Source organism: Vibrio sp. V01_P9A10T6 (assembly GCF_963877065.1).
Lineage (GTDB): Bacteria > Pseudomonadota > Gammaproteobacteria > Enterobacterales > Vibrionaceae > Vibrio > Vibrio anguillarum.
Genome location: NZ_CAWNTB010000005.1, coordinates 1 through 12,629 on the forward strand (window position 1 = coordinate 1; position 12,629 = coordinate 12,629).

A 12,629-nucleotide genomic window follows, 5' to 3' on the forward strand; every position below is an offset into this window, starting at 1 on the left:
TCCTAAAAGCGTACAGTGGCAGATTTTTATTCTATCAAACATCAATTTAGTGTAGTTTAATAAAGAAATTATTTATTTTTCAGGAATTATACAATGCAAAATATCGGGATGTCGTCAAAACTCGACAATGTCTGCTATGACATTAGGGGTCCTGTACTCAAACATGCTAAACGCATGGAGGAAGAGGGGCATAAAATACTGAAGTTAAACATTGGTAACCCCGCCCCATTTGGCTTTGACGCCCCAGATGAAATCCTAGTTGATGTGATCCGTAATCTGCCTACTTCACAAGGCTATTGCGACTCAAAGGGGATCTATTCCGCGCGCAAAGCCGTGGTGCAGCACTACCAGAAAAAAGGGCTGCGTAGCCTAGATGTAGAAGATGTTTACATCGGTAATGGTGCTTCAGAGCTTATCGTGATGGCGATGCAAGCGCTGCTTAATAATGGCGATGAAATGCTTGTCCCTGCTCCTGATTATCCATTATGGACCGCTTCGGTCGCCCTCTCCGGTGGCACTGCTGTGCATTACTTGTGTGATGAAGAAGCCGATTGGTATCCTGATCTCAACGACATCAACAGTAAAATCACGCCCAAAACACGCGGTATTGTGTTGATCAACCCCAACAACCCAACAGGTGCTGTCTATAGCCGTGATTTCCTGCTGGAAATTGTTGAGATTGCCCGCAAGCATAAATTGATCATTTTCGCCGACGAAATCTACGACAAAATCTTATACGATGGTGCAACCCATACGCCCATTTCAACACTGGCTGATGACGTTTTAATGGTCACTTTTAACGGCCTGTCAAAAGCGTACCGAGTGTGCGGGTTCCGTGGTGGTTGGATGTTCCTTACCGGGCCAAAACACATCGCCAAAGGTTATGTGGCTGGTTTGGAAATGCTTGCCTCAATGCGTTTGTGTGCCAACGTGCCCATGCAGCATGCGATTCAAACCGCATTAGGTGGCTATCAAAGTATCAATGAGCTGATTTTACCCGGCGGCCGACTGCTCGAACAGCGCGACCGCGCGTGGGAATTGATCAACCAGATCCCCGGCGTCTCATGTGTCAAACCTAAAGGAGCCATGTACCTGTTCCCGAAAATCGACACGAAAATGTACAGCATTAAAGATGACCAAAAAATGGTGCTCGACTTCTTAAAACAAGAGAAAGTGCTATTGGTTCAAGGAACGGGCTTTAACTGGCCAAAACCGGACCACTTCCGCATTGTTACCTTACCGCATATTGAAGATTTAGAAATTGCCATTGGCCGCTTCGAACGTTTCTTATCGACCTACAGTCAGTAGCATTCTGGCGTAAACTTCCATATGCTAAACGGGCGCACTTTTCGATACTAAAAAGTGCGCCCGTTTTCTTTGAATCGCCAATTTTTATCTTGGCCCCCGACACAGCAAGGATGTTTATTGCAATGAAAGAGAGTCACTTTTTTGCTCACTTAGCCCGAATGAAGTTAATTCAACGCTGGCCTTTAATGCGATCGATCTCCAGTGAAAATATCTCAGAACACAGCCTACAAGTGGCATTTGTCGCTCACGCTTTAGCCGTGATCAAAAACAAAAAATTTGGCGGCAAGGTCAACCCTGAACGGATTGCGATTTTAGGTATGTACCACGATACCAGTGAAGTGTTGACGGGCGATCTTCCAACACCAGTTAAATACTACAACCCTGATATTGCGAAAGAATACAAAAAGATAGAAGCCGCCGCCGAACAAAAACTGCTCTCGATGTTGCCTGAAGAGCTGCGTGAGGACTTTGCTCCATATCTCGTTTCAGACGCCGCGCACCCTGAAGATGTGGCGATAGTCAAACAGGCAGATTCACTCTGCGCCTATCTCAAATGCTTAGAAGAACTCAGCGCGGGCAACCATGAATATGCGCTGGCCAAAAAACGTTTAGACGTCACCTTACGAGATCGCCATACACCTGAGATGGAGTATTTTCTCAATACCTTTGCCCCTAGTTTCGAATTAACGCTGGACGAAATCAGCTAACTCACGCTAAGTTACTTGTTAAGTGTTTGAAAAACATAAATGTACTGCAGGAGATGGCATGGATATATCCATTGACCCCAAATGGCTTGAACGCCAAGATGATGAGCATAAAATCCGCCGCGATGATCACCGCAGCCCTTTCCAACGCGATCGGGCACGTATTCTTCACTCGGCAGCATTTCGTCGCTTGCAAGCCAAAACTCAAGTACATGGCACTAGCTTGAATGATTTCCATCGCACTCGCCTCACTCACTCCTTAGAAGCCGCGCAACTCGGCACTGGTATAGTGGCGCAAATTAAACTCAAACAACCAGAGTTTCGTGATTTGCTGCCTTCGGATAGTTTGATCGATTCCTTATGCCTAGCGCATGATATCGGTCACCCTCCTTATGGTCATGGCGGCGAAGTGGCGCTCAATTATATGATGCGCGATCACGGCGGCTTTGAAGGCAACGCGCAAACCTTCCGTATTGTGACTAGCTTAGAGCCTTACACCGAACACCATGGTATGAACCTGTCACGCCGCACTGTGCTGGGATTATTAAAATACCCTGCGCTGCTGAGCCAAACTCGCGCCGTACAGCAACCCAATGCAGTCGCTCACCAGCGTCAGTTGAAAGCTAAAGAGTGGTCGCCGGCTAAGGGAATATACGATTGCGATCACGCGATTTTTTCTTGGGTAACAGAGCCGCTCTCTGCGCAAGATAAAGCTCTACTCAGTCAAATGCGTGGTCAGCCCGCAACGCCTTATCAACATCACAAGACTCGCTTTAAATCACTCGATTGCTCAATCATGGAGCTGGCCGATGACATTGCCTACGGCGTGCACGATTTAGAAGATGCCATCGTGCTTGGCATGGTGACTCGCCAACAGTGGCAAGAGGCCGCAGCCTCGAAACTGGCCGAATGCGGCGATGCGTGGTTTGAAGAACACATCGCTTCCATCAGTGAAATGCTGTTTGCAGGCAAACATTACCGTCGTAAAGATGCGATTGGCGGGATTGTTAATGCGCTACTGACTAGCATTCATATTCAAGCCGTTGATGCGCATTTCGAGAATGAACTACTCGCCTTCAACGCCTATTTAGAACCCAATATGGCCGCCGCACTGGAAGTACTGAAATCATTTGTGAGCCAATATGTGATTCAAATTCCGCAAGTGCAGCGTTTTGAATACAAAGGCCAACAAATCATCATGGATCTATTTGAAGCGCTAAGCGCCGATCCTGAACGCTTACTGCCAGAAACAACGCGCGGTAAGTGGCAAGCCCAAACCAATGAAAACGATGGTATGCGCGTTATCTGTGACTATATTTCGGCTATGACCGATGGCTATGCGCAAAGGCTCCATCAACAACTCTTCTCAGCTCATAATCACTATTAATGGCTGGTTGAGTGGTAGCTTCTGCCATCATTACTCACTGATATAGCGGTTACTCGCTGATATAGTTTTGCTTAAAAACCCCAGCTGGCATTTGGCTAATTTGAAAGGCAACCATCGCATCAAAAGCATCAAGGAGCGGTTGAAAATTTTGCCGAGGCTCAAGCAATGACAAGATATGAAAACCAGCTTCAACAGTTGATAAGCTGTTTTCACTCGGTGCCTTGCGAATGCGATAATTGCCTTTGAGATCGGTCGGCAAGTGCAAACACGGTAGCGAATGTAAATTGCTCGAGAGTTGCCACATTTTATACGCTTTCTTCCAAGTACCATCGAGTAAAATAACTCGTACTTTTCTGGTATCAGCATTGATATTCATAGCCGACACGGGCTGCGCAGTCTCATGCGGGTAAAGTACATAGTTGAGCACATCCGGCTCAGCTAAGCACTCATTCAGCTGAGTGTGCCGGCTAAAATCTTCGGCAACAAAGCGCCTGCAATTGGCTAAAGATAAATCGAGAATTCGGGCTGTGCCCATTGGGCGATGTTCTTCTGTCGGATGTTGAAGAATGATAAGCTCGACCGACGAGGAAAGCGGTACGATCAAAGAACAGATGCAGGCTTTTCGCGCTTTACCACATTGAGAACAGTATCGAGACATAACGTGAATTACTTTCGCCTTTGCTTACTAAACATAAACCATCAAAAAAATCGTTATTTTGCACTACTTGCTATCAGCTTGGTCTGCTTGGGGTTGCAATGGCCGCCACTGGCCGCCCTCAGTGCGTGGAATCGGCCTGCCATTGAAGCGGGCCAATGGTGGCGGATCCTAACAGGAAATTTCACACACACCAACTTTACACACCTTGGTATGAACCTCGCAGGGCTGTGGATTATCCATTTTGTGTTTCAGCCAAGCAGTAAAAAATGGTTAATCAGCCTTCTGGAAACCAGCCTGATGGTAGGCGTCAGCCTTTTTTTGAGCCGTATGCAAGTCTATGTTGGCCTTTCAGGCGCGCTCCATGGAATGTTTGCCTATTTGGCGCTGCAAGAAGCACTGCAAGGGCGTCGCAGCAGTTGGCTGTTGGTGGTTGGTGTTATTGTCAAAGTTGTCTGGGAGCAAATTTTCGGCGCTTCAAGTAACACCAGTGAGCTTATTAATGCACGCGTGGCTATCGAAGCGCATTTAGCAGGCATGTTGGCCGGGTTGATACTCGCCATCGGTGAATGGCTGAGATCAAAAAAAACGGAGAAGTAACGTACTTCTCCGCTTAATACTCTCCGAAAAATAATCTGCCTGCTTCGAGAAAGACGCGCCTAACCTAAACGATTGGCCGTTGACCGCGACTGATCAATTTCAGCAACATGCTATCGGCCGCTTCGCCCGCAACACCAGCCAATTTATCAGTCAGTTTTTTCTTCTGCACATAATGGATTGCCAGTACCGTTTTATCTTTACACGCAGCAACCACTAAGTCGTCAGAAGTTTTGATCTCATCAACTAAACCGAGCTCTTGAGCTTGAGTCCCAAACCAGTGTTCACCAGTGGCCACTTTCTCAAGGTCAAGCGCTGGGCGATGCTCGCGGATAAAATCTTTAAACAGTTCGTGAGTCTCTTCGAGTTCTTGCTTGAACTTATCGCGCGCTTTATCACTGTTTTCACCAAACATAGTCAGCGTGCGTTTGTATTCACCTGCGGTCAATTGTTCAAATTCAATGTCATGTTTTTTAAGCAGTTTATTGAAATTAGGCAACTGTGCAATAACGCCAATGGATCCAACAATCGCAAAAGGAGCGGCCACAATTTTATCAGCAATACACGCCATCATATAACCACCACTGGCGGCCACTTTATCAACTGCGATGGTTAGGGGTAACCCAGCAGCTTTAATGCGATCGAGCTGCGAAGAAGCCAACCCATAACCATGCACCATGCCACCGCCAGTCTCTAAACGCAGCAACACTTCATCACCTTGACGAGCAACGGCGAGAATGGCGGTCACTTCCTCGCGTAGCGAACTCACTTCTTTGGCATCAATACTGCCGTTGAAATCCAAGACAAAGAGATGCGGTTCACGTTTGGTATCTAGCGCTCCCTCTTTGGCCGCTTTTTTGATCGCTTTGTCACGTGCTTTGTTTTTCTCTTTTTCGCTTTTCTTTTCTGCTTTATCGCGAGCTTTCAAGAAAGCATCATCGAGCAGATGGTGTTCCATCTGCTCGACCATTTCTTTATGACGCTCGGTTAAATTCACCACTTCCAGCTCGCCTTTCTGCGCGCTGTTTTTTCCGCCCACTGATTTCACAATGACCAATAGCACAACAAGAGCGACGACGATTGTCGCAATCTTGGCCAAAAATAGGCCGTAGTCCAATAAAAATTCCAACGTCCTAATCCTCATAGGTTTTGATTTGGTGTATTGTAACCACCTTGTCACGAAGACTTAAAGCAAATCATAACAATAAGGAAGCACAAGGTGGATTATTCAGTTTCTGCAGATGCCCTCAAAGATAGAGTCATTTTAGTTACAGGTGCTGGCGACGGTATCGGAAAACAAGCCGCTATCAGCTATGCAGCCCACGGCGCAACCGTCATTTTGCTCGGCCGCACGGTGAAAAAGTTAGAACAAACTTATGATGAGATAGAAAACGCTGGCTACGCAACACCTGCGATTGTTCCGCTGGACATGAAAGGAGCCACCAAGCAACATTACCTCGATATGATCGATACCATTGCAGAGCAGTTTGGTCGCTTAGATGGTGTGCTGCATAACGCGGGGCTTTTGGGTGTGATCAGCCCGTTTGATCAGATCGGTGAAGATTCTTATGACGATGTCATGCAGGTCAACGTCAAAGCGCAATTCTTACTCAGCCAAGCGGCGCTGCCATTGCTGCACAAATCTCCAGATGCGCGGATTGTATTTACGTCTTCAACCGTAGGCCATGATGGTCGTGCTTTTTGGGGCACTTATGCTATGTCAAAATTCGCCACAGAAGGGATGATGCAAGTGCTAGCTGATGAGCTAAGCAACACATCAATTCGAGTGAATGCAATTAATCCCGGTGGCACGCGCACTGGCATGCGCGCTAAAGCTTATCCCGCTGAAGATGTGGAGTTGTTGAAAACGCCTAAAGATATCATGCCGCTTTATCTCTATTTAATGGCGCCGGAAAGCCAAGCCGTGAATGGTCAATGTATCGATGCACAACCGAAAAAGTAATGGCTTAGCTTTTTCTTAATCTTTCAATGCCTTGCCTCATCAGCAAGGCATTGTCGTTTGAGGTGAACGTTACTATTTCATGTCAGCACATTACATTAGAGACGACTTTATTGTAATGATGGCTAAAAATCTTACGAAAGCACATCACGTAATCGGTCTTGTGCCACTTGTACTAATAAATCGGGTTGGAATTTAGAGATAAAACGATCACAACCCACTTTTTGTACCATGGCTTCATTAAAGCTGCCACTGAGTGACGTGTTTAACGTAATAAATAGTGATTTCATTCTCGGATCATTACGGATCTCGGAAGTCAGTTTATAGCCGTCCATTTCTGGCATTTCAGCATCGGTGATCATCAGTAAAAGCTCACTCGTTACATCTCTTCCTTCATCGCTCCACGACTTCAGAAGATTCAATGCTTCTAAGCCATCTCTGCATTCGACAATTTCCAAACCAAGCTGTGAGAGCGTCCCTTTTATTTGGTTACGAGCCGTTGAAGAATCATCCACAATCAGAATTTTTCGCCCGACCATCTCCGCAACCAAATCATGGTCAAGAACGCCTTCTGAGATAGAAACATCATAATCAATAATCTCAGCTAACACTTTTTCAACATCGATGATTTCAACAATATGGCTACTGTTGACCTCTTTAACATGGGTGATAGCGGTAAGGTAATTAGACCGGCCAGCTAAACGCGGTGGTGGCTGAATTTCAGTCCATGCGGTATTGATAATATTGCGAACTTGCCCAACCAAAAAACCTTGAATGGTTCGATTGTACTCAGTGATGATGAGGTTCTGTTCCTGGCTATCCAAGCGAGATGGAGGAAAACCGATCGCACTGCGCAAATCAATGACAGGAACTGGCACTCCCCTCAATGAGGCTACACCCGTAATATTATGATGAGAACCGGGCAATTTCGTTAACTGAGGAACTTTGATCACTTCCCTCACCTTAAATACATTGATCGCAAAAATTTGCCGGCTATTTAAGCTGAATAAAAGCAACTCAAGTCGATTCTCTCCGACAAGATTGGTGCGCTGGTCAACCGTATTTAAAACACCTGACATACGAAATCCCGAAAATTATAGTGAACTCACATAACAGTATAGCCATATGGGTTAATTGTAAAAAATATAAATGATCTAACCGCGAAAAAATTAACCTTCGACAACTTTCATCAGCAAAAGTCCATCATAGAGAGCTTGTTTAATCAAAGCCGCACCGGGCATGGTTGCCTGTTTATAAAAACGTGATTCCACTAATTCGAGATCTTGATGATAGACAGGTAAGCTCTGCTCTTCGATGCATTTTTGCAATGCAGGGTATAGCACGTTCTTAGCTTGGTTGATAACACCACCGATAAGAATTTTTTCTGGGTTAAACAGGTTGATCACAATTGCGATTGCGGCCCCTAAATAACGCCCTAGTTTCTCTATCACATCCACCGCTAATGGGTCACCCTCTGCTGCGGCCTCACAGATATCTTCAATAGTGATTTCACTGTGCTCAGTCAATGATGAAACCTCACCGTTTGCAATACGCAGCGCCACTTCTTCACGAATGGCTTGCGAACTGGCGACTGTCTCCAAACAGCCAATATTGCCACAATGGCAACGTTTACCATGCGGATCAATTTGGATATGACCTAACTCACCGATATTCCCGTGCCGACCTTGCAGCACCCTGCCATCAAGGATAATGCCAGCCCCTAAACCGTGGTGAATAGAGATAAGAACTGAATTTTCATTGCCTTGCGAGTGGCCAAACAACTTTTCAGCCAGTGCCCAAGCTCGGGTATCATTCGCCACAAATACAGGTAGGCCCGTCGCCTTATAAATTTCAGGACCAAGAGCCAGATTTTCCACATTGTAATGAGGCATCTGCAGTACAATCCCTTGCTCTGAATTCACTAAACCGGGCAAGGTAATTGCGATACTCGTCACTCGATCCAATTGCGACGAGTAGGTTTGAAAAAACTCTTCAATTTCGTAAAGCAACCTAGCGAGCACGTCATCTTGGTCTAGCTCATGGATCTCAATTTTGGTGTCGATCAACACTTCACCACCCAACTCATGCAGGGCAATAATTAGGTAACCACGCCCTAAACGCATGGATAAAAATTGCCATCCCTCATTATTGGTTTGTAAACCAACGGCTGGGCGGCCACGGCTGATCGCTTCTTGTACTGTCGTTTCATGGATTAAATGAGCTTCAATTAACTCACGAGTAATTTTGGTAATACTTGCCGGAGCAAGCTCACTCTCCTTCGATAAATCGATGCGAGAAATGGGACCTTTTTGGTCAATGAGTTTATATACACGACCAGCATTGACCTGTTTGATATGATCAATATGGCCTGGTTGCGCCATATACATTGGGAGCTCCAGAAATCAATAACATGCCAATTTTTTTACTTTGCGAAGTAATTGTGAAGCGCTTTAGTATATTGCCGTGACAAGCATCACGGATATACCTAGATCTTCGTGTATTTAGCCAATAAACTGCCATTTGTTTACATTCAAAAAATATGAAACTCCTCTTTTTTTGTGACAAAAATCATCTGACACCTGTCGATAAATTTCACTCTTATTCCCTTTCTTTCGCCAGATCTTGCATATACTCAATCTAGATTCCCGCCCCATCAGGAGAACACAATGACCGCTGTGTTAAGAAGAACAAAAATCGTGACTACTTTAGGCCCATCAACAGACAAAGGCGAGATATTAGAGGCGATTATCAAAGCTGGCGCAAATGTTGTGCGCATGAATTTTTCACATGGTAGCCCCGAGGACCATAAACTGCGAGCGCAACGAGTAAGAGCTATCGCGGCTAAGTTGGGTCGCCATGTCGCTTTACTTGGTGATTTACAAGGACCCAAAATTAGGGTCTCCACATTTAAAGAAGGAAAAGTCTACTTAAATGAAGGTGACCGATTTGTTCTTGATGCAGAGCTCCCCCCAGGGCAAGGTGACCAAGATTCGGTTGGCATTGACTACAAAAAACTACCACAAGATGTGCAGCAGGATGATTTGCTGCTATTGGACGACGGACGAGTACAACTACTCGTCACAGCAGTCGATGGTGCTAAAATACACACCATAGTCACCGTCGGTGGTCCACTTTCAAATAACAAAGGCATCAACAAAAAGGGTGGCGGTTTATCGGCGGAAGCGCTGACCGAAAAAGACAAACGAGACATACTACTCGCCGCCGAAATACAGGTTGAATATCTGGCCATTTCATTTCCTCGCAATGGCGAAGATATGAAATACGCTCGCCGCCTCGCTCGTGATGCAGGCCTTGAGGCCAAGCTCGTGGCTAAAGTGGAACGGGCAGAAACCGTGGCCAGTGATCACAATATTGATGACATCATTATGGCCTCCGATGTGATCATGGTCGCTCGTGGTGACTTGGGGGTAGAAATTGGTGATCCTGAGCTGGTTGGTGTGCAGAAAAAACTGATCCGCCGCGCTAAGGCACTCAATAGAGTAGTGATCACAGCAACACAAATGATGGAGTCAATGATAGAGAACCCAATGCCAACCCGCGCGGAGGTAATGGATGTTGCCAATGCGGTGCTTGACGGAACCGATGCGGTGATGCTTTCAGGTGAAACTGCTGCTGGGAAATACCCAGTAGAAACGGTTCGTTCGATGGCCGAAGTGTGTGTCGGCGCGGAAAAAATGATCGAAGCTAGCCAACAAAATTACCGAATCGATACTTCGTTTGTGACTGCTGAAGAGACCATTGCGATGTCCACTATCTATGCGGCCAATCACATGGAAGGAATCAAAGCCATGGTGACTCTGACCGAATCAGGAAGAACAGCGCTTATGACCTCACGCTTAAATTCTGTACTGCCTATCTTTGCTATGTCGCCCAATGAACGAAGTTTAAACCGCTGCGCTCTATATCGGGGAGTCACACCCGTCTATTTTGATACCAAAGCAGACACTGGTTTTGATGTGGCCGTTGCAGCTCTCAATACGCTTAAGGAGAAAAAATTGTTAGAGTTCGGTGACTTAGTGATCATCACTCAAGGTGACATTATGGATGTCGAAGGGTCAACCAACTGCATGCGTATCCTGCCGGTCCTTGAATAACCCGTGCTCCCCGTTGACTTAATGGTCGCGGGGAAAATAATCCGATGATGCAATACGGGACTGATATGCCGACTGCGCTTGGTTAAATTGGTCGATAAAGCGATAACCCGCCGTCAGTCCCAGCTCATAATCATAAAGCAGATCTTCTTGACTGCTTAAGAGAGATCTTGACCTCAATGGTTCGCTGGGCACAATCTGTAGGATGTAAACATCATCCGGCGGCGCACGCAAAAATTCTTGAGTAAGAGAATAAGTTTGGTAATGCACCATTAACATATCCGCTAACCCCGAATCAAACTTGTCACCAATTAAATGACTCAAGCGATAAATATCATCAGCGCCAAATAACCAGCGTCCACCATTGAGTAGCTCCAAATTCATTTGCTCACGTTTTTGTAGCTTAGAACGTTCTATTTGTTGATGGAGAAGACCACTCCACTCTTGCTTCCAGTAAGACAATTTTTGTCGCCACTGACCTTGAATATTTTGCAAAGGTTCATGTAGCCAATGAGCCTCGTTGTAAGGCTTAGCAGAAGGCAACGGCTTCATCGGTAACCCACTCTCTACCGCGTCGACATCAGGGCATTCAGTGCGGATTACCGCGACAAAACGGGCACCTCTACGCCATGCCTCCTGAACTGGAATTGATGCCGATACTCCACCATCAATATATAGGTCATCACCCAGCTTGACTTCATGCGGATATAAGCGGGGAATCGCACAGGTGGCAATCAACACCTCTCGCCAGTTACTTTCTAATATCGGGAAATAATGGTCGTGGAGTGAGTGTGCTGAGGTAACAGCAGCATAAGCTTTTCTGTTCGCAAGGACTTGGGCTCCCATATCGACATCCAACCGATAAGGAAATTCCGATATGCGATCTAAAGCCCAATCCAAGTTCATGAACTGCTTACGCCGAACGTAGCTAAATAGATTAAAAAAATTAGCATCCGTGGTGAGTTCTAAAATAAAAGCCTTACCTAACCCATGTTGACGGCATAGGTAAGCGCACAAATTCAATGCACCTGCAGAGGTGCCATAAAATTCATCAAAGGGGTCAAAATTGGAAAGAAGGAACGCATCTAACACACCTGCGGTAAAAATACCTCTTTGGCCACCACCTTGGGTAACCAATGCATTTTTTCCTCCAATGTACTTCGAGAGCCGATCTAAATCCGCTCTCGTCTCTTTATCAGAGATAGTTCCACTAGTGTTCATCAGCAGAACCCTCGTTGATTAATGGCTGATAGCGATCAAACCAAAACCGACGAGAATAGTAAAGACCGTTGCAGTAATCACTAATGCGTATTTTAGATCAAGTTCCATAGCCACCTCCTATCAGATAACAAAGTAATAACATCAGTGTGAAGTATCTTCAAGAATCGTTGGTTTTTCGTGCACAATTATGGAGTTACCATCACAATAACCTAATCGTTAAAAAGTGGCTTAGGTTAATAATTATGCATCAATACAATAAAATCATTCTTATCATAGGAGCTTTATCTACTCCCTATGCACAAGCGCAAGTCATCGTTTCTCCCTTTTTTGGGTATATCATTGGGGGGGAAGTCGAGGATCAAACCAGCAATGAATACGATTTAAAAGCTTCCTCTGGTTATGGCCTCGCTATAGAAACTGATTACGAAAAAGGCCGAATTGGTCTGTTTTATGCCACTCAAAACACCTCTGTTGAAACCATTAACGCGGATGCCAACATCCATTATCTCCACTTTCAAAGCAGCATTTATTATCCGACAAGCCAACAATTGACCGCTTATATAGGCCTAGGTATCGGTGGTTCTTATACGGATGTTGACTGGGCTAAAGATAAATATGGTTTTTCTTCAAGCTTGTTTGGGGGTTTTGAGTATGCCTTTACCGATAACATTGCGCTGAATAGCCA

Annotated in this window: 13 protein-coding genes; 7 read left to right on the forward strand and 6 right to left on the reverse strand. The window is 45.6% G+C overall.

Translation table 11 applies throughout. The features are described 5' to 3' along the window. Positions 1 to 93 precede the first annotated feature (93 nt). The 3 genes from AACQ21_RS00245 (at position 94) to AACQ21_RS00255 (ending at position 3,399) form a co-directional block, all read left to right on the forward strand. Positions 94 to 1,308, forward strand: coding sequence for a pyridoxal phosphate-dependent aminotransferase (locus tag AACQ21_RS00245; RefSeq protein ID WP_013856428.1), 1,215 nt, complete (start codon positions 94 to 96; stop codon positions 1,306 to 1,308). Between the two features lie 122 nt (positions 1,309 to 1,430). Continuing rightward, on the forward strand, positions 1,431 to 2,015 hold the full coding sequence (gene yfbR / locus AACQ21_RS00250; RefSeq protein ID WP_026028390.1) for a 5'-deoxynucleotidase: 585 nt from the start codon (positions 1,431 to 1,433) through the stop codon (positions 2,013 to 2,015). A gap of 58 nt (positions 2,016 to 2,073) precedes the next feature. After that, positions 2,074 to 3,399, forward strand: a complete 1,326-nt coding sequence (locus AACQ21_RS00255) for an anti-phage deoxyguanosine triphosphatase (protein WP_026028279.1) — start codon at positions 2,074 to 2,076, stop codon at positions 3,397 to 3,399. Positions 3,400 to 3,448: 49 nt separating this feature from the next. On the opposite strand, the gene AACQ21_RS00260 is transcribed toward AACQ21_RS00255, so the two are convergent. Then, a complete protein-coding gene (locus AACQ21_RS00260) occupies positions 3,449 to 4,057 on the reverse strand; it encodes a tRNA-uridine aminocarboxypropyltransferase (RefSeq protein ID WP_088732716.1) in 609 nt (202 codons plus the stop codon). A 3-nt stretch (positions 4,058 to 4,060) separates the two neighbouring features. Between AACQ21_RS00260 and rrtA the strand changes: the two genes are divergently transcribed. Further along, a complete protein-coding gene (gene rrtA / locus AACQ21_RS00265) occupies positions 4,061 to 4,654 on the forward strand; it encodes a rhombosortase (RefSeq protein ID WP_105976715.1) in 594 nt (197 codons plus the stop codon). Between the two features lie 64 nt (positions 4,655 to 4,718). On the opposite strand, the gene sohB is transcribed toward rrtA, so the two are convergent. Beyond that, positions 4,719 to 5,780: a protease SohB gene (gene sohB, locus AACQ21_RS00270; RefSeq protein WP_105976716.1), complete on the reverse strand. Its 1,062-nt coding sequence runs from the start codon at positions 5,778 to 5,780 to the stop codon at positions 4,719 to 4,721. A gap of 90 nt (positions 5,781 to 5,870) precedes the next feature. Between sohB and AACQ21_RS00275 the strand changes: the two genes are divergently transcribed. Continuing rightward, positions 5,871 to 6,614, forward strand: a complete 744-nt coding sequence (locus AACQ21_RS00275; RefSeq protein WP_017048556.1) for a YciK family oxidoreductase — start codon at positions 5,871 to 5,873, stop codon at positions 6,612 to 6,614. 131 nt (positions 6,615 to 6,745) lie between these two features. Here AACQ21_RS00275 and AACQ21_RS00280 read toward each other — a convergent pair whose 3' ends face one another. Together AACQ21_RS00280 and mlc are read right to left on the reverse strand one after the other, a co-directional pair. After that, positions 6,746 to 7,690: a chemotaxis protein CheV gene (locus AACQ21_RS00280; protein ID WP_017048555.1), complete on the reverse strand. Its 945-nt coding sequence runs from the start codon at positions 7,688 to 7,690 to the stop codon at positions 6,746 to 6,748. Positions 7,691 to 7,780: 90 nt separating this feature from the next. Beyond that, positions 7,781 to 8,998 carry a sugar metabolism global transcriptional regulator Mlc gene (mlc, locus tag AACQ21_RS00285; RefSeq protein WP_013856420.1) on the reverse strand — a complete coding sequence of 406 codons (1,218 nt, stop codon included), beginning with the start codon at positions 8,996 to 8,998 and terminating at the stop codon, positions 7,781 to 7,783. Positions 8,999 to 9,277: 279 nt separating this feature from the next. Between mlc and pyk the strand changes: the two genes are divergently transcribed. Then, a complete protein-coding gene (pyk, locus tag AACQ21_RS00290) occupies positions 9,278 to 10,726 on the forward strand; it encodes a pyruvate kinase (RefSeq protein WP_105976717.1) in 1,449 nt (482 codons plus the stop codon). 18 nt (positions 10,727 to 10,744) lie between these two features. Here pyk and AACQ21_RS00295 read toward each other — a convergent pair whose 3' ends face one another. Then, complete coding sequence (locus tag AACQ21_RS00295) at positions 10,745 to 11,944, reverse strand: patatin-like phospholipase family protein (protein ID WP_105976718.1); 1,200 nt, start codon at positions 11,942 to 11,944, stop codon at positions 10,745 to 10,747. An 18-nt stretch (positions 11,945 to 11,962) separates the two neighbouring features. Then, positions 11,963 to 12,052: a cytochrome bd-I oxidase subunit CydH gene (cydH, locus tag AACQ21_RS00300; RefSeq protein WP_094123948.1), complete on the reverse strand. Its 90-nt coding sequence runs from the start codon at positions 12,050 to 12,052 to the stop codon at positions 11,963 to 11,965. Positions 12,053 to 12,090: 38 nt separating this feature from the next. On the opposite strand from cydH, the gene AACQ21_RS00305 reads away from it, so the two are divergent. Continuing rightward, the coding region (locus AACQ21_RS00305; RefSeq protein ID WP_105976719.1) for an outer membrane beta-barrel protein at positions 12,091 to 12,629 on the forward strand (539 nt) is incomplete at its 3' end.